This window comes from Reyranella sp. (genome assembly GCF_052439685.1).
Classification (GTDB): domain Bacteria; phylum Pseudomonadota; class Alphaproteobacteria; order Reyranellales; family Reyranellaceae; genus Reyranella.
On sequence record NZ_JBQVQG010000015.1, the window covers coordinates 1 to 16,607 of the forward strand.

15 protein-coding genes are annotated in these 16,607 nt (G+C 65.3%); 10 read left to right on the forward strand and 5 right to left on the reverse strand.

Annotated features, from left to right (window positions below; genetic code table 11):
- Positions 1–2,599 (forward strand): beta strand repeat-containing protein (locus tag ACT6UX_RS18600; RefSeq protein WP_444776641.1); only part of this gene is annotated, 2,599 nt, incomplete at its 5' end.
- Positions 2,600–2,706: 107 nt separating this feature from the next.
- Positions 2,707–3,252, forward strand: a complete 546-nt coding sequence (locus ACT6UX_RS18605; RefSeq protein WP_444776642.1) for an invasion associated locus B family protein — start codon at positions 2,707–2,709, stop codon at positions 3,250–3,252.
- 39 nt (positions 3,253–3,291) lie between these two features.
- Here ACT6UX_RS18605 and ACT6UX_RS18610 read toward each other — a convergent pair whose 3' ends face one another.
- A complete protein-coding gene (locus ACT6UX_RS18610) occupies positions 3,292–4,842 on the reverse strand; it encodes a class I SAM-dependent methyltransferase (RefSeq protein ID WP_444776643.1) in 1,551 nt (516 codons plus the stop codon).
- Between the two features lie 466 nt (positions 4,843–5,308).
- On the opposite strand from ACT6UX_RS18610, the gene ACT6UX_RS18615 reads away from it, so the two are divergent.
- Positions 5,309–5,518, forward strand: a complete 210-nt coding sequence (locus ACT6UX_RS18615; protein ID WP_444776644.1) for a hypothetical protein — start codon at positions 5,309–5,311, stop codon at positions 5,516–5,518.
- Positions 5,519–6,094 carry a disulfide bond formation protein B gene (locus ACT6UX_RS18620; RefSeq protein ID WP_444776645.1) on the forward strand — a complete coding sequence of 192 codons (576 nt, stop codon included), beginning with the start codon at positions 5,519–5,521 and terminating at the stop codon, positions 6,092–6,094. It abuts the gene before it with no gap.
- Here ACT6UX_RS18620 and ACT6UX_RS18625 read toward each other — a convergent pair.
- From ACT6UX_RS18625 to ACT6UX_RS18640, 4 genes are all read right to left on the reverse strand, one after another.
- Positions 6,087–7,376, reverse strand: coding sequence for a solute carrier family 23 protein (locus ACT6UX_RS18625; RefSeq protein ID WP_444776646.1), 1,290 nt, complete (start codon positions 7,374–7,376; stop codon positions 6,087–6,089). The two genes, ACT6UX_RS18620 and ACT6UX_RS18625, sit on opposite strands and share 8 nt — an antisense overlap.
- A gap of 10 nt (positions 7,377–7,386) precedes the next feature.
- On the reverse strand, positions 7,387–8,271 hold the full coding sequence (locus tag ACT6UX_RS18630; protein WP_444776647.1) for a DUF2189 domain-containing protein: 885 nt from the start codon (positions 8,269–8,271) through the stop codon (positions 7,387–7,389).
- 140 nt (positions 8,272–8,411) lie between these two features.
- Positions 8,412–9,341 (reverse strand): aminotransferase class IV, encoded by a 930-nt coding sequence (locus ACT6UX_RS18635; RefSeq protein ID WP_444776648.1) that lies wholly within the window; start codon positions 9,339–9,341, stop codon positions 8,412–8,414.
- 13 nt (positions 9,342–9,354) lie between these two features.
- Positions 9,355–10,113, reverse strand: a complete 759-nt coding sequence (locus ACT6UX_RS18640; RefSeq protein WP_444776649.1) for a GntR family transcriptional regulator — start codon at positions 10,111–10,113, stop codon at positions 9,355–9,357.
- Between the two features lie 152 nt (positions 10,114–10,265).
- Between ACT6UX_RS18640 and ACT6UX_RS18645 the strand changes: the two genes are divergently transcribed.
- The 6 genes from ACT6UX_RS18645 (at position 10,266) to ACT6UX_RS18670 (ending at position 16,549) form a co-directional block, all read left to right on the forward strand.
- Positions 10,266–11,576 (forward strand): aspartate aminotransferase family protein, encoded by a 1,311-nt coding sequence (locus ACT6UX_RS18645; protein WP_444776650.1) that lies wholly within the window; start codon positions 10,266–10,268, stop codon positions 11,574–11,576.
- Positions 11,577–12,539 (forward strand): ABC transporter ATP-binding protein, encoded by a 963-nt coding sequence (locus ACT6UX_RS18650; protein ID WP_444776651.1) that lies wholly within the window; start codon positions 11,577–11,579, stop codon positions 12,537–12,539.
- A gap of 11 nt (positions 12,540–12,550) precedes the next feature.
- Positions 12,551–13,573 carry an extracellular solute-binding protein gene (locus ACT6UX_RS18655; RefSeq protein ID WP_444776652.1) on the forward strand — a complete coding sequence of 341 codons (1,023 nt, stop codon included), beginning with the start codon at positions 12,551–12,553 and terminating at the stop codon, positions 13,571–13,573.
- Positions 13,574–13,661: 88 nt separating this feature from the next.
- Positions 13,662–14,492, forward strand: coding sequence for an ABC transporter permease (locus ACT6UX_RS18660; RefSeq protein WP_444776653.1), 831 nt, complete (start codon positions 13,662–13,664; stop codon positions 14,490–14,492).
- Positions 14,489–15,307: an ABC transporter permease gene (locus ACT6UX_RS18665; RefSeq protein ID WP_444776654.1), complete on the forward strand. Its 819-nt coding sequence runs from the start codon at positions 14,489–14,491 to the stop codon at positions 15,305–15,307. The genes ACT6UX_RS18660 and ACT6UX_RS18665 overlap by 4 nt, the downstream gene beginning before the upstream one ends.
- A gap of 270 nt (positions 15,308–15,577) precedes the next feature.
- Positions 15,578–16,549, forward strand: a complete 972-nt coding sequence (locus tag ACT6UX_RS18670; protein WP_444776655.1) for a hypothetical protein — start codon at positions 15,578–15,580, stop codon at positions 16,547–16,549.
- The last annotated feature ends 58 nt before the right edge of the window (positions 16,550–16,607 follow it).

A 16,607-nucleotide genomic window follows, 5' to 3' on the forward strand; every position in this document is an offset into this window, starting at 1 on the left:
GACCATGATCGCGGGTGGCACGCTGACGAGCAGCGGCACGCTGACGACGGCGGGCTTCCTGCAGACCGCGGGCGGCACGACGGTGACCGGGGGAACATTTACGAGCAGCCTTGGCGGCGAACTCGCTGCCGGCACGTTCGACGTGACGGGCGGCACCGCGGAGATGAACGGTCTCGGCCTGGTGAACACCGGCGCGGCGGTCACGGTCGGCGCGGCCGGCACCCTGAAGGGAACGCTGTTCACGCAGACGGGCGGCAGCACCGACAATGCCGGGACGATGGCAATCGGAGGCCTGACGACGGTTGCGGGCGGCGCGCTGACGACCAGCGGCACGCTGACCACCGATACTTTCCTGCAGACCGCGGGCAGCACGACGGTGACCGGCGGGACGTTCAAGGCGGCCAGTGGTGCGGCCCTTCTTGGGGGCACGTTCGATGTGACGGGCGGAACCGCCGCGGCGAACGGTGTTGGCCTGATCAACAACGGCGCGGCAATCACCGTGGGCGCGGCAGGCACGCTGACGGCCACGGAATTCGCGCAGACGAGTGGCAGCACCACCAATGCCGGGACGATGGCGGTTGCCGGCCTGACGACGGTTGCGGGCGGTACGCTGACGAGCAGCGGCACGCTGACGACGGCGGGCTTCACCCAAACCAATGGCAGCACGACGGTGACGGGCGGCACCTTCACGGCTCAGAATGGTGCGACCGTCATCGGCGGCTCGGTCGACGTGACGGGCGGCACCTTCAAGATCGGCGGCTCGGGATTGACCAACGGGGCGACCATCAACGTGGGAGCCGGCGGCATCCTCGACTCCCAGGCGGGCGGTATCAACAACCTCGTCACCGGCACGCTGACCAATTTCGGCACGGTGTTCGATGCGTTGAACAATGCCGGCAGCGTTTCGAACGCCGGTGTCTATAACGGCGATGTCGCCACCAACACGGGCACGATCGCCAACAATGTCGGCGGCACGTGGAACGGCGCCGTGGACAGCAATACGGGCACGATCAACAATACGGGCACGTGGAACGCGCTGGGCGGGAACATCGTCAACAACGCCGGTGGCACGTTCAATAACTTCAATGGAACCGTCGCCGGGGTGAACACCCTCACCAACCTCGGTGTGTTGACCTATACGGGCAACAACAACACCTTCAATGTTGGGACGTTCATCAATACCGGCATCATATCTTCCAACACCACCATCACGCCTGCTTCCGCCCATAGGATGACCATTACCGGCGGCCTGGGCGGGATCGGCGTCATCAACACGTCCGTGGACACGAACGGCACGAGCCGCCTGACCGTCAACGGCGCGTCGAGTGGTGCGCAGACCATGACCTTCACGAACGTCAGCCCCGGTGGTGCCACGCCGGTGTACGCCGCGCCGCAGACGGTGCTGGCGCTCAACGGCGGTGGATCGCTCGCGGTCACCAATACGGGCATCGTGTCGTCGCTGTCTTCGGGCCTCATCAACAACTACCTGGTCCAGAGCGGCGGCGGGCAGAACGCCACCCTGCAGTCGGTCTTCAACAGCGGCCCGATCGCCGGCGTCGCCGGTGGCCTGTCGAGCATGATCACGTCGCTGAACGCCGGCTTCTTCCAGGGCGAGTCGCCGATCGTCTCGAGGCCGAACAATCCGCAGCGCGATCAGATCAATGGCGGCCCCTGGGTGCGTATCATGTACGGCAGCACCAACACCAACCTGGGCAGCACGACTTACGGGCTGGGTGCGCCGGCCTCGGGCAACAGCCAGGGCACGACCGCCTTCAGTGGCGTCCAGGTGGGCGCAGACTTCGGTATGTTCAACATCTCGGACAGCCAGTGGAACGTCATCGTCGGCGTGTTCGGAGGCTATGCGAACCTGAACACCAATTCGAACTTCACGACACCGCTGCCCGGTGGAGCCACGAGCAGCACCAATACCGGTATCTCGGTGGAGGTGCCCTACGTGGCGGCCTACGCCAACCTGTCCAAGGGCTCGTTCTCGGCCGAAGTGGACGTCCGGTACGATCAGTACAGCGGCACCGTGCGGTCCTTCAGTGGCGATCTGGCGGGGGGCGCCGCAGGCGGCTACCTCCTGGCGCCCAACACGCCGCTCAACGGCCGCGGCGTCACCGTCAACGCCAAGCTCGCGAACCGGTTCGATTTCAACCAGCGCTACTATGTGGAGCCCCTGCTGGGATTCACCTGGGGCACCTACAATTTCGACAGCGTGGCCTTCAATCCGGCATTGACGGGCACGTCCGGGTCAATCGGCTTCCAGCCGATCACCTCCCTGCTGGGAAGGGCGGGCGCCAGTGTCGGCGCCACGTTCGAGGCAACTCCGACGATACAGTTGGGACCCTTCCTCCAGGCCTCGGTGTGGAACGAATTCGCGGCTCCCGTGCAGGCGACCGCGACCATAAATACCGGGGGCTCCGCTTACACCTTCCAGACCTTGGCCGATCGGGTCGGCACTTTCGGGCAGGTTGCCGCAGGCTTGAACTTCAAGCTGACGGAGCAGGACTTCCTTGGCTTCGTCCGCGGCGACTATCGCTTCGGCGGCCAGTTCTCGGGCGCCAGCTTCAACATCGGTCTCCGCAAGCAGTTCTGAGTGCGGAGAGAAGAGAGAGATCACCGGAGCAGTCGCCCGCATCGAGGACGACCTCCGGCGATATAATTCGAATTCGCAAGGACCTTCGTACAGTGACATTTCGTTTGATGCAGGCGATCCGCTGCGTGGCCGTGTGCACTGCGCTGGGTGTGGCGGCGTCGGTTGGCGCGGCCCAGGCACAGAAGCCCCCTGTCGCGTCTAATTCTCCCGCCGCGCAGTCGCGAACCGAAATCCTGACCTACGACAACTGGACCGTAACCTGCCGTGATGGCGTGGATCCCAAGGAAAAGCGCGTTTGTTCGGCGGAACTGGTGATCGCGCAGGAAGCCAACAATCAGCGCCGTCCGGTGTTCGTCTGGATCCTCGGCCTCAACAAGGACGGCGCCCCGACTAACGCCTGGCGCTTCGGCACAGGCCTCTCGATTCCCCCAGGCCTCGAGCTGAAGTTTGCGGACAAATCGCGCAAGGTGCCCATCGCCGCGTGCGACGCGGCCTTCTGCAGCGCCACGCTGCCCGTGGACGACGCCTTCGCCAAGGAAGCCTCGGCCCTGGTTCAGAGCGAGGCGGTCCTTCAGACGGCCGATGGCCGAACCGTTACCTTCACGATCAACATGAAGGGTTTTGCCCAGGCTCTAGCGGCCATCCGCCGGTAGCAGGCCGGTTCACCCCTTCGCAGGGTGACGCGCCGGGCATCAGGCCAGTGACACGCCCAGGGATTGCAGCAGCGGCAAGCGCTCCGACCGGAAGGCGGCCGCCTGCTGCTCGAGTTCGGCGAGATTGGCCTCCGCACCTTCGAGCCCCTTGCCATCCTTGAGAACGCCCTGACCCAGAGCTGACAGCATGGTCCAGACGTCGCGGGCGACTGCGGCGTCGTCGGGCGCGCCATTCGCGAGCGACAACAGGAAGCATTGCTGAAGTCGGGAGACCTCGATGCCCGTGCCGGCGACGGGCGACGCAAGGCAGGGAAATTCGTCGCCACGGCGTGCCCTTTCGCACAGTGCCCGGTTGAGGGCGGCACAGCGACGGCGGCTTTCCGCGGTGGCCGGCTCCGCGGGCACGGCATGACCCATCCCGATCAGCACGGCCACGCCCTCGACGACATGGGCAGTACTGACGTTCCGTGCCGCTCCCCGCGCACGCAATTCGGCAATGGTCTTGGGCGCATGATCGTTCGCTGCCAGAGCCTCGACCAACAGCCCATAGACATCGGCCTGGAGATTGGCTTCGAAAAACGGCCCGGTGACCTTGGACGGGACCTGGGACGGCAGGCTCTTCAGGACGATCAGCTGACGATCGAGCTGCTCGAGCCGGTCGACCGCCGAAAGCGGCCGCAGACCCTTTACGAAGGTGTCGCGCCGAAAGCGCTGATGCACGAGATAGTCCCGCAGCGTCTCGCGCAGCACCCGATTGCCGGTCTCGGCGACGAGCTGCCGGCCGGCCGGATTCAACATCAGGTTCTCGACCTGGTCCAGCAGGTTGGCTGACGCCGCGAACTCGACGCGCGCCGGTGCGAACCAGTCGACGACCTGGGAAAACGCCATCGGCTGCCAGTCCTCGCCGAGGTACTCATGGACCAGGTATTTCCGGTCCATCGACGAGATGGCCTTGAGGAAGGGACCGACCTGCGGATTGTTCTGGAAATAGAGAGCGCCCGCCTCTTCGAGCTTGCTGGAGAAGGCGAGAGCCTGCTCGACGCTGGCGGCCCGGCCACCCGCCGGCGCGGTGCCCATCTGTGTATGAAGATAGATCAGATGCCGGAGCGGTTGCAGGGCGGCCCAGCCCGGATCGCAATTGTAGGAAACCGAGAGGATGCCCCCGACCTTCAGTTTGCGGCGCACGATATCGACGATGGCCCGGCGGTTGGCATCGGAGATCCAGGACCAGACGCCGTGCAGCGCAATGACGTCGAAATCCGGCAGATCGGATCGCGCCTGCAGCTCCGAAAACGAATCGTTGAGAAGATGCATGCCGCCGTCATGCGCGTCAGCGAACTGGCCTGCACGGGCGGTATGGGACGGATTGAAATCGGTTCCCCAGTAAGTTCCGGGGCAGGTCGCGGCATGGATATTGAGGCTCAGCCCCTGTCTGAAACCCAGTTCCAGATAGGTCAGATTCCCGATGGCCGGCGGCTGGATGCCAGCATGAAGGCAGGCGAACTTGAGGAGCGACGGATTCAGTTCGCGATAGTAGCCGGCTGTGTACTCCAGGTCCGTGACATAGCCCTCTCCCCACTGCGTCGCCATCGCTCACATCCCCGATTGTTGCGCTCCGGGGCCAAAACCGGCGCGGCCATGAAGGCGATGCTTGTTTCGCATACGGCGCCTCCGCCAGCCACAAGAGGCCGTGTTGCGTGGCATTGGTCTTTGCGGTGGTGGCGGGTGCGAGCCTCTCGATGAAATCCATCCTGCCAACGACTCAGATATTGGCGCCCGCGATGGCGATCAGGCGAGCAGGGTGCCCGAAGGCGCAGTACGGGTGAAGTTCGAATGAGCGCGCTCTGAAATCTCGTTCGATCCGGCACACTAGTCTCGGAATGAGTGCCCGACCCTGTTGGGCCCGGTGTGGTCGCCGGTCACGGCTGATCGTTTCAGTTTGGAAGGAGACCCGCCGTCTGATCGGAGGATTTTGCTTCTCGCTATCGCAAGATATTGATCGAGAGACGCAGCCTCTCGTGCATATTGGTAATTCCTGACGGGGGCAGTCGTTCCAATGATGACCATCACTTTCGCATTGCTGGTGGCGGCGTTTGTGCTCCGTCTTCTGGATCTGCCGCGAGCGGCGGCGGTATCGCTTTCCCTGTCTGCGGCCTTCACCATCGGCCTCTTCCTCTGGGAGATCTACAGCCCCGACGATGGCTTCCGCATGCCCTGGCTGCAGGTCGAGCTGAGGCATGCCGCCGCCGCCCCGGGACACGCCTGAATGCGCGGGCTGCGCCTCGATCCTTCTACCGTCGTCATGCTGGACCGACTGAGCCTGCTGCTGCTGACGGTGATTCTGTCCGCGGTTTTGACCGCCGCGATGGTCATGCAGTTTGTATTCGCGGAGATTCCGTGTCCGCTCTGCCTGCTCCAGAGAGTGGCCATGTTCGGCTGTTGCTTCGGGCTGTTTCATCAACTCCGCACGCAGGAATCGGAGCGAGGCACTGGCATCGCCCTGCTCTTTGCCCTTCTGCTTCTGGTCATCGCCGCGAGGCAGACCTTGCTGGATGTCGTCCCGCGCCCCGGACACGCCTACATCGGCAGCGCGGTCTTCGGCGCCCACATGCCGGTCTGGTCGGTCGCGATCGGAGTGTCGCTGTTGCTGGCCCTGGCGCTTCGGCTCGCCCTTTTCGGGGCGCCGCGCATTCGGCCGCAAACCGCGCTGCCACCGCTCGCGCGGGCGGCACGCATCCTGGAGGTTTACGTCGTCGTGATTTGCGCCATCAACTTTGCGGCGGTGGTGCTCCAATGCGGCTTCGACGAATGCCACACGTTCGGATATCGGTTCCTCACCTAGACGATGGGGGTGATCGCGCGGCGCCGAGCACCGCGTTCAGCAGGATCGCACCGAAAGTCGCGGTGCCGATGCCGCCCAGGGCGAACTCGCCGAACTTCAGGGTGAAGTCGCCGGTGCCCAGCACGAGCGTGACGCCGGCAACCATGAGGTTGCGGCTTTCGGTGAAGTCGACCTTGTTGTCGACCCAGATCTTGGCGCCGGCGACGGCGATCAGGCCGAACACGACGATGCTGACGCCACCCATCACCGGCAGCGGGATGGAGTGGATCAGCGCGCCGAACTTCGGCGAGAAGCCCAGCAGGATGGCGAACAGGCCGGCGACCACGAACAGGGCGGTCGAGTAGATGCGGGTCGCAGCCATCACCCCGATATTCTCGGCGTAGGTCGTGACCCCGGTGCCGCCAACGCCGCCGGCCAGCATCGTCGCGACGCCGTCGCCCAGGAAGGCACGGCCGACATAGGGATCCATGTTGCGGCCCGTCATGGCGCTGACGGCGCGCAAATGGCCGAGATTTTCGGCGACCAGGATCAGGGCGACGGGCGCGATCAGAACGATCGCCCTGGTGTCGAAGACCGGCGTCGTGAAGGCGGGAATCCCAAACCAGGCGGCCTGCTCGAGCAGGGCGCCGCTCATCGGCTTGCCCCAGCCGAGCCCGTTGGCCAGCAGGGCATAGACGAGGGTGGCCACGATGAGCCCGACCAGCACCAGCAGCCGCCGGGTCATGCCGCGCGTGAAGACCGCGACCAGGGCGATGCTCAGGAAGGTCACGGCCTGCATCCAGGCATCGAAGGAAGTCGGCGCCATGTTCTTGACCGGCACGGCGGCCAGGTTGAGGCCGATCACCGCGACTACCGCACCGGTTACCACCGGCGGCATCAGCCGCTCGATCCAGCCGGTCCCGCTCGCCATCACGACCAGGCCGATCAGCGCATAGAGGGCGCCGCAGATCACGATCCCGCCCAGCGCCAGCGCGATGTTGGCGTTGGCGCCCTGGCCGGCATAGCCGGTGGCGGCCACGACCACGGAGATGAAGGCGAACGAGGAGCCGACATAGCTCGGAACCCTGCCGCCCACGGCCACGAAGAAGATCAACGTGCCGACGCCGCTCATCAGGATGGCGACGTTGGGATCGAAGCCCATCAGCAGGGGGCCCAGCACGGTGGCGCCGAACATGGCCACCACATGCTGGATGCCCAGCGCCACGGTCTGCGGCCATGGCAGCCGCTCGTCCGGCGCGACGACCATGCCGTCGGCCGGCTGTTTCACCGTCCAGTCGAGCATCCTCTCCCTCTTAGTCTTCTTGGTTCACGACGACCTTTCTATAGAGGTGCCATGTCGCGTGGCCTAGCACGGGAAGCACGATGGCGAGTCCGATCAGGAGAGGCAGTGCGCCGACCAGGAGGCTTGCCGCCACGATGAGGCCCCACATCGCCATCGGCCCCGGGTTCATCCGCACCGCGCGGACCGAGGTCGCAATGGCGGTGCCGACGCCGACGTTGCGATCCAGCAGCATCGGCAGCGACACGACGCCGATCACCAGGACGAGGAGGGCGAACAGGAAACCGATGCCGACGCCGACGATCGTCATCGTCCAGCCCTGCGGCGTGGTCAGCGCATCGCGCACGAAGGCTTGGGCCGAGACGGGCGCGTCCGGCCCCAGGGTGACGGTGTAGAGCAGGTTGGCCGCGAACAGCCACAGGCAGAAGATCGCCAGCAGCAGCAGGCCCATGACCAGGATCGAGCCGATGTTCGGGGAGCGCGCGACGGAGAAGGCGTCGGTCCAGTGCGTTTCGAGGCCGCGCTCGCGACGGCGGCTGATCTCGTAGAGGCCGAGCCCGAACAGCGGCGCGATCAGCGCAAAACCGGCGATCAGCGGGAAGACCAGCGCCAGCATGCCGTAGTCGAAGGCCATGCGTGAGATCGCCAGGCCTGCAATCGGATAGAGCAGGCAGAGCATCACCACATCGGTGCGGGCAGATCCGAAATCGCGGAAGCCTTTGGCGAGCGAATCGCCGACATCGGCAGCGGTGATGCGGCGGACCGTGGGCGGCGCGATCGCGCGATCCTCCCAGGCTCCGTCCATCGTGTTGGCCGTCGACCCGACGGCCTGGCTTGTCTGCTTGAGATGGTCCCATCCCCATTCGAGGGGATTACGCACGTGGGGTTGCATGGCCATGACTGCCTCCTTGCGAACGAAGTTCGAAGGTCGCGGTCCGTCGCGATCACGACGAAGCGCGATCTACCACGAGAAGGAGTCTACGCCCGGGAGAGGGGGAAGTCTCCCCCTCTCCCTGCACTGCGAGGAGTGCTGTCTCGCTACTGCGAGAACTTCAGGTACTGGGCCACGAAATCGCAGCCGACACTCTTGGAATAGGCGTCGATCAGCTTCTTCGTGATCGGGCCGGGCGCCTTGCCGTCGCCGACCGGCGCGCCGTTGAAGCTCTTCACCGGCAGGATGCAGAGGCTGGTCGAGGTGAGGAACATCTCCTCGGCGTTGGCGGCATCGAACAGGTCGATGTCGCCCGGCGTGCACTCGACGCCGATCTGCTTGGCCATGTCCATGGTCATCTGGCGGCTGACGCCCGGCAGCACATAGCGCTCCGACGGGGTGAAGAGCTGGCCTTCGCGCACGATGAAGATGTTGCTCCCCAGGCCCTCGGCGAGGTTGCCGTTCTCGTCGAGCAGGATCGGCCAGGCGTCCGGATTGAGCGCCTTGATGGGCTTCTCGGCCATGATCATGTTGAGATAATTGTGCGTCTTGGCGCGCGGCGAGAGCATCGAGGGCGCAATGCGGCGCGCCGTCGTGGTCATCGCTTCGGCGCCCTCGCGATAGAGCTTGCCGCGCTTGGAGAGCGGCAGGGGAGTCATCTCGATCACGACCTGCGGGCCGACATTCTCCCAGCCCTCGTCGCCCACCGCATCGACGCCGCGGCTGACCCGCTGGCCCAGCCACCAGTCGCCGACTTCGGCGCGCAGATGTTCGTTGCGCGCCACCACCTCCTCGCTGTGCGCGATCATCTCCTTCGGCGACAGGCCGGGATCGATCTGCAGGTAGCGCAGCGAGCGGTAGAAGCGCTCGATATGCTCCTTCAGGCGGAACGGCACGCCGTTGAAGGTGCGGGTCATGTCGAAGGCGCCGTCGCCGTATTTCCAGCTGCGGTCACGGAACGGGATCATGACCTGGTTCTCCGGCACGAACTTGCCGTTGAACCAGGCGATGCGTTGATTGCTGAGCTGCTGAGCCATGATGTTCTCCTGATCAGTTGACTTGAAGTTCGAAGGCGGCGTCGGTCGCTGACGGGCGACGACGCTTCCGGACGGTCGCCGGGACCGCCGGCGCGATGTTGCCGTTCTCGTCGGCAAGGCCCGCCACATAGGAAAGCGCGCGGCGGATGTCGTTCTCCATCTCCCGGCGGGCGGCCGCCGCATCGCCCGCCTGCAACGCGTCGATCAGGCGCTGCCGCCCGGCCGGTCCACGCGACGACGAGATGAAGTCGGGGTAGAGGAGATTCATGTAAGGGCCGGTCTGCAGCCACAGCCCTTCGATCAGGCGCAGCAGGGTCGGCTGCGCGGCCGCCGCATAGACGGCGAAATGGAACTCACGCACTTTCTGGCGGTCGGTGGCGCTGTCGCCGCGCGTGCGGGCGGCGAGGATCTCGCGGGCGGCGCGGCGTATGTCGGCGATCTGGCCGCGCGATGCGGCGAGGGCGGCCTTGGCCGAGGCGAGACCTTCGAGTTCCATCCGGATGTCGCGCAGTTCGAGGACCTTGTCGCGCGTCATCAGCGGGACGCGGACCGACCGGTTGGGGTTCATTTCGAACGCGCCCTCGGCGACCAGCCGGCGCAGCGCCTCTCGTACCGGCGTCAGGCTGACGCCCAGCACGCCGGCCACGTAGCGGAAGGTGACCTTCTGGCCGGGCGCGAACCGGCCCATGGTCAACGCCTCGCGCAACGAGGAATACACCTGCTGACGGAGCGAGGTATCGGCAGCGTCCGGAGGGGGCGCGGTGCGAGGCATCGGTTGCGGAGCTTAAACCAGGCTCCCGGAATTTGTGATCACAAAAATGCATTGCTGGGGTGGAAAGCGGCGGATAGGCTCGCCTGGATTTGTGATCACATTATTTTTCCGCGCACTTCGGTCGCGGGCATCGTTCTTGCTGGGTGAGGGATATGCGCTCCTACGCGAAATCGATCGCACTCTATGAAAAGACCCGGAAGCATCTGGCCGGCGGGGTCAGCAGCAACGTGCGCTATGCCAGTGTACCCGTGCCGCTGTTCTTCGCGCGCGGCGAGGGCGCCCGGCTCTACGATGTCGATGGCAACGTCCACATCGACTACGTTCTGGGCAACGGACCGGCCATTCTGGGGCACGCGCCGAAGACGGTCGTGGAAGCTGTTGCTGGGTCTCTGGGCGAGGGCCAGCTCTTTGCCGCGCAGAATCCGCGCGAGACCGAGCTGGCGGAGCGACTGTGCCGGCTGCTGCCGAGCGCGGAGGTCGTGCGCTTCACGACCTCGGGAACCGAAGCCGTGCTGATGGCCTTCCGCCTGGCCCGTGCCTTCACCGGCCGCGACAAGATCCTGAAGTTCGAGGGCCATTATCACGGCTGGAGCGACCAGGCCTTCATCAGCGCCCGCCCGCCGCTGAACGAGGCTGGGCCTGCCGACGCGCCGGTACCGGTCGCCGGTTCGCCGGGCATGCCCGCCAGCGTGCTGGGCGACGTTGCCGTCTGCACCTGGAACGATCTCGATCTGCTGGAACAGACGCTGGAGCGCCATCGCGGCGAGATCGCCGGGGTGATCATGGAGCCGATCATGGTGAACGGCGGCGCGATCCCGCCGGCACCCGGCTATCTCGAAGGCGTCAAGGAGCTCTGCCGCAAGCATGGGGCGCTTTTCATCCTCGACGAGGTGATCACCGGCTTCCGTGTCGGCCTCGGCGGCGCCCAGGCGAAATTTGGCGTGACGGCCGATCTCAGTATCTATGCAAAGGCGGTGGCGGCAGGCTTCCCCCTGGCGATGGTCGCCGGCCGGCGCGACATCATGGATACTCTGCTCGACAAGGGCGTGATGCATGGCGGGACCTATAACGGTAACGTCCAGAGCATGGCGGCATCTCTTGCGGCACTGGATATCCTTGAAGCGGATGGCGGCGCGGTCTATCGCGATCTCGAAGCGCGCGGCACCGAGCTGATGCAGGGCCTCGCGTCGCTGGCTGCCAGGCACAAGTTGCCGATTCTGGTTCAGGGCATGCCGGCGATCTTCCAGACCTTCTTCACCTCCGGTCCGGCGCCCCGCAACTATCGCGAATCGGCGGCCTGCGACCGCGACGGAATGCTGGCCTTCCACGCGGCCCTGCAGGAAGAGGGGGTTCGTGCCCAGCAGGCCGGAAAGTGGTTCCTCTCCACGGCGCACGACAGGCCGGTGATCGAGGAAACGCTCGCCGCCGCCGATCGCGCCATGGCGAAAGTGGCCCGCGTCTAGATGTCGGATATCCGTCTCGAAGGCGTCACCAAGCGCTACGGCACGTTCGCTGCAGCGGACCAGGTCGACCTTTCCGTGACGCAGGGCGAGTTCGTTACCATCCTCGGACCGAGCGGCTCGGGCAAGACGACGCTGCTGTCTCTGATCGCCGGCCTCAACCGGCCGACTTCGGGCCGCATCTTCATCGGCGGGCGCGACGTCACCAACGCGACCGCCCAGGAACGCAACATCGGCCTGGTGTTCCAGTCCTACGCATTGTTCCCGCACATGACCGTGCTGGAGAACGTGCTTTTCCCGCTGGGCGTCCGCAAGATCGGCGGCGCCGAGGCGGACCGGCTGGCACGCGACGCGTTGAAGCTGGTGCGTCTCGATGGTCTGGAGGCACGCCGCCCATCGCAACTCTCGGGTGGGCAGCAGCAGCGCGTGGCGTTGGCGCGGGCCGTGGTCTTCAAGCCCGACATCCTGCTGCTCGACGAGCCCTTGGGCGCGCTCGACCGCAAGCTGCGCGAGGAGCTGCAGGTCGAACTGAAGCAGCTGCAGCGCACGCTGGGTGTCACGACGCTCCTGGTGACGCACGACCAGGAGGAGGCGCTGTCGCTCTCCGACCGCATCATGGTGCTCGACAAGGGCCGCACGCAGCAGGTCGCGGCGCCGGCGGAGGCCTATCTCAAGCCCGCCAATCGCTTCGTGGCGGAGTTCCTGGGCATCGCCAACTTCGTCGACATGCCCGACGGCGGGCAGGGCGTGGTGCGCCCCGAGCGTGTCCGGTTGGCCGGCGAAGGGCAGGGTCGGCCGGCGCGGGTCGTCGAGGCGATCTATCTCGGGCAGATGGTGCGCTACCACCTGGCCCTCGAAGGCAATCAATCGGTCGTGGCGTCCGTGCCGTTCCTCGGCACGGCGCACGCGCCGGGAGAGCGTGTGAGCGTTTCGTGGGAAGCGGCCGATGCCTGGCCGGTAACATAGAGGGGATCGAGATGAAGAGACGTACGTTCGTCGGTGCCGCCGCAGCCCTGCCGGCCGTGAGCCTCCTGTCCGGGACGGCGCGGGCACAGGTCAAGGAAATCCGCATGATCGAGTCGGGCGGCAAGTCCGGCGAATCGATCGAGGTGGGCTATATCGAGCCCTTCACCAAGAAGACCGGCATCAAGGTGATCCGCGAGAGCCCGAACTCGCTCGGCAAGCTGCGCGCGCTGGTCGAGAGCGGCCAGACCAGCACGGTGCTGATGGAATTGGGCTCGGGCACGCTGGTGCAGGCCAAGAACCTGAAGCTGATCGAGCCGATCGACTGGGCCGCCGTCAATCCGGCGCCGATGTTCCCCGAAGCCAGGAACGAGTACGGCTTCGGCTACCAGTATTTCTCGACCATCATGGCCTGGCGGGCCGGTGCCAAGGCGCCCAAGAACTGGGCCGAGTTCTTCGACACCAAGGCGTTTCCGGGCAAGCGCTGCCTGCCGGACTTCCCGCACTACAGCCTGCCGTTCGCCGTCATGGCGACGGGCGTGCCGGCCGACAAGCTGTTTCCGCTCGATGTCGATGCCGGCTTCAAGAAGCTGAACGAGATCAAGAAGGACATCGCCGTCTGGTGGAAGGCCGGCGCGCAGCCGCCGCAGCTCATGAAGGACAACGAGGTCCAGTACGTGATCTGCTGGTCGGGCCGCGTCGTCGGCGATCCGGCCTTCGGCTGCAACTTTGCGGGCGGCATGGCCGACCTGTCCTACTTCTCGATCGTCAAGGGTTCGAAGCCCGAGGATCGCGCCGCCGCCTACAAGCTGATGTACGAGATGTCGCTGCCTGCCAACCAGGCCAAGGCGGCGACGGTAGTCTCCTACACCGGTCCGAGCCCCGAGCTCGATGCGCTGTTGCCGAAGGACAAGCTGTCGGAGTTCCCGTCCAGCAAGCAGAACAAGGCCGTCCAGTGGTTCCAGAACGCCGAATGGTGGGCGGCCAATGGCGAGGCGGTCAACAAGAAGTGGGAAGCCTTCAAGCTCGGGCTCTAGGGAAACACGCATTGTCATCCCGAACGCAGCGAGGGACTTTTGCGCGGTCGTAAGGGTCCCTCGGCCTCGGGATGACAGTTTTTTCGTCATGAACAAAGCCAGTCGCCTCGAAGGTTTCGGATTCATCGCGCCGCTGCTGGTGCTGATGGTCGTCGCCTTCAATGCACCCATCGTCTACATGCTGGGCCTTGCCTTCTGGGAGAAGGGGCGGGGCTTCACGCTCGAGCACTACGAAGGCCTGCTCGAGGCGCCGGTCTATCTGCGCGTGCTGGGCAACACGATGCGCATCGCGTTGATCGCAACGCTGGCCAACATCATCATCGGCTATCCGCTGGCGCACTGGATGAGGGGCCTCGGCCGACGGGGCCGCATGATCGCGCTGGCGATGGTGGTGCTGCCCTTCTGGGTCTCGATCCTCGTCCGCACCTATGCCTGGATCGTCGTGCTGGGCAATGGCGGGCTGGTGAATCGCGCGCTGCAATGGAGCGGCCTCACCGATGCGCCCGTCTCCTTCCTGTATAACGAGTTGGGCGTGACGATCGGCATGGCCAACGTGCTGCTGCCGTTCCTCGTGCTGCCGCTGTTCGCCGCCATGACCCGTATCGACGACCGGCTGCTGCAGGCCGCCGCCTCTCTGGGCGCTCCGCCGCGCACCATCTTCTGGAAGGTCTATTTCCCGCTCACCCTGCCGGCGCTGGCCGCGGGCGCGCTGCTGGTCTTCATCCTCTGTCTCGGCTTCTACGTGACGCCGGCGATCCTGGGCGGCGGCCGCGTGCCGATGATCTCCAACCTGCTCGACACGCTGATCAACCAGATCCCGCGCTGGGAGCAGGCCTCGGCGATTTCGACGATCCTCCTGATCGTGACGTTGCTGATCTTCGCCGCCTACCGTCGGCTCGATCGCAAGGCCTCGGCATGACGCGCGAAGCGATCGGCGGCTCGGTCTGGACGCGGCGCGGGCTGGCGGCCATGGGCATCTTCGGGCTGGTCTTCCTGACCGTGCCGCTGATCATCGTGATTCCGATGTCCTTCTCCTCGGCGCGGGCGCTGACCTTTCCACCGCCCAGCCTGTCGCTGCGCTGGTACGAGACCTTCTTCGGCGATCCGCGCTGGATGGAGGCGATGTGGACCTCGACCTTCGTCGCCGCCATCTCCTCGGTGGCGGCGCTGGTCCTGGGCGGTCTCGCGGCCTACGGGCTGCGCCGCGGCACCTTCCGGGGCCGCGATTGGGCCGAAGGCAATTTCATGGCGCCGCTGATCGTGCCGACGATCATCGTGGCCATTGCGCTGTATCTTGGACTGGCCAAGGTCGGGCTGCTGGGCTCGCTGGTGGGCCTCGTGGTCGCGCACACGCTGCTCAACGTGCCGCTGGTGATGATGGTGCTGGGGGTCGCGATCCGCGAATTCGATCAGCGGATCGAACAGGTCGCCTGGAGCCTCGGTGCCTCGTGGGGCTACACGATGCGCAAGGTCGTGCTGCCCAATCTGGCGCCCAGCGTCTTCGCCGCCTGGATCTTCGCCTTCATCGGCAGTTTCGACGAGGTCATCGTCACCTCGTTCATCGCCGGCAAGTACGAGACCGTGCCGAAGAAGATGTTCAACGAGCTGATCCTCGAGGTGAACCCGACCATCACGGCCGTCGCGACCCTGCTGATCGCCTTCACCGTCCTGGCGCTGGCCGCCGTGGCCTTCGTGCTCGGCCGGGCGGGAAAGCTGAAGGAGACGGTGGTCTAGCAGGCCGCTGAAAAGTCGAAGTCCCTGCGAATAAACGAAACAAACGAAATAAACGAAACAATCGAAACCAGAGTCGCACCCCCTCGGAATCAGGGCCGGGCCGGGTGCACGCGCAATAATATTGCTGTGAAGTGCCGCTAGCGAGGCCATTCCCCGCCTCAAACGGCTTCTTTACCAAGTTTTCCTTCGTGGACTTGAAGTCGGGGGAGGCTACAAGCTGCCCTCGCTGAACGGACCGTGTCCTACGTGATCCCAGACGAGGAGATTTGTGTGGCTGGCATCGAAGGTTTCCCCAACTACGACCTGCTGACGAGCGACGCGCAGTATTTCGACTACAGCTCGGCCGCGAACCCGATCCAGCAAGGCATCATCCCGCCGGTGCCGTACCGGACCTTCTCGCCGTCCTTCTTCGACGAGGGACCGACGCGCGTGCAGCCGCTCGACGTGAGCGAGGAGCTGGGGATCGTCGGCCCCGCGACTACCCCCGCGCTCTGCGCCAACTTCATCCGGATCATCCGTGGCTCGGTGATGACTTCGGCCGAGGCGACCAGCCAGGTGTTCTTCGTGTTTCGCGGCAGCGGACGGACGGATGCGTGTGGCGAGACCATCCACTGGTCGCAGGGCGACTACATGGTGCTGCCGGCGCACGGCCATGCCCTGCATCATTCGGATGGCGAGGCCGGGCTCTACTGGGTGCACGACGCGCCCCTGCTGCGCTATCTCGGCGCCGCGCCGACGGTCGCGCGTTTCAAGCCGACCTTCTATCAGCACAGCAAGGCGCAGCAGAAGCTCACGGAGATTGCCACCGATCCCAGGACCGCGAACGCCAACCGCGTCAGCGTCCTGCTCGCCAACCGGAATTTCCCCAGCACTCGCACGATCACCCACACGATGTGGACGATGTTCGGTCTGCTGCCGAAGGATGCGGTCCAGTACCCGCATCGCCATGAATCGGTGGCGGTCGATTTCGTGATCGACTGCAAGCCTGGTTGCTACACGATGATCGGCACGGAACTCGACGAGTCGGGGATGATCAAGAGCGGTCGGCGCGAGGATTGGGCGCCCGGCGCCAGCTTCATCACGCCGCCCGGCTACTGGCATTCGCACCACAACGAATCGGGGGAGGATGCCCACGTCCTGCCGATCCAGGATGCCGGATTGCACACCTACCTGCGCACCCTGGAGATCATGTTCAGCCACCCCGGGCACGATCGCACGGCGCATATTTCGCAGACGCCGTAGGGGCGAAATTCCTGTCTGGCGGCCTTTCCGCTGGTGCAGTATGTGGCCCCAGGATCGG

What these genes read in the sequence shown, in the direction of transcription:
- ACT6UX_RS18625 (WP_444776646.1), bottom strand. Translation starts at nt 7,376, where the DNA reads ATGCTCGACTGGACGGTGAAACAGCCGGCCGACGGCATGGTCGTCGCG.
- ACT6UX_RS18630 (WP_444776647.1), bottom strand. Translation starts at nt 8,271, where the DNA reads ATGGCCATGCAACCCCACGTGCGTAATCCCCTCGAATGGGGATGGGAC.
- ACT6UX_RS18665 (WP_444776654.1), top strand. Translation starts at nt 14,489, where the DNA reads ATGACGCGCGAAGCGATCGGCGGCTCGGTCTGGACGCGGCGCGGGCTG.
- ACT6UX_RS18660 (WP_444776653.1), top strand. Translation starts at nt 13,662, where the DNA reads ATGAACAAAGCCAGTCGCCTCGAAGGTTTCGGATTCATCGCGCCGCTG.
- ACT6UX_RS18605 (WP_444776642.1), top strand. Translation starts at nt 2,707, where the DNA reads ATGCAGGCGATCCGCTGCGTGGCCGTGTGCACTGCGCTGGGTGTGGCG.
- ACT6UX_RS18610 (WP_444776643.1), bottom strand. Translation starts at nt 4,842, where the DNA reads ATGGCGACGCAGTGGGGAGAGGGCTATGTCACGGACCTGGAGTACACA.
- ACT6UX_RS18645 (WP_444776650.1), top strand. Translation starts at nt 10,266, where the DNA reads ATGCGCTCCTACGCGAAATCGATCGCACTCTATGAAAAGACCCGGAAG.
- ACT6UX_RS18635 (WP_444776648.1), bottom strand. Translation starts at nt 9,341, where the DNA reads ATGGCTCAGCAGCTCAGCAATCAACGCATCGCCTGGTTCAACGGCAAG.
- ACT6UX_RS18640 (WP_444776649.1), bottom strand. Translation starts at nt 10,113, where the DNA reads ATGCCTCGCACCGCGCCCCCTCCGGACGCTGCCGATACCTCGCTCCGT.
- ACT6UX_RS18650 (WP_444776651.1), top strand. Translation starts at nt 11,577, where the DNA reads ATGTCGGATATCCGTCTCGAAGGCGTCACCAAGCGCTACGGCACGTTC.
- ACT6UX_RS18655 (WP_444776652.1), top strand. Translation starts at nt 12,551, where the DNA reads ATGAAGAGACGTACGTTCGTCGGTGCCGCCGCAGCCCTGCCGGCCGTG.
- ACT6UX_RS18620 (WP_444776645.1), top strand. Translation starts at nt 5,519, where the DNA reads ATGCGCGGGCTGCGCCTCGATCCTTCTACCGTCGTCATGCTGGACCGA.
- ACT6UX_RS18615 (WP_444776644.1), top strand. Translation starts at nt 5,309, where the DNA reads ATGATGACCATCACTTTCGCATTGCTGGTGGCGGCGTTTGTGCTCCGT.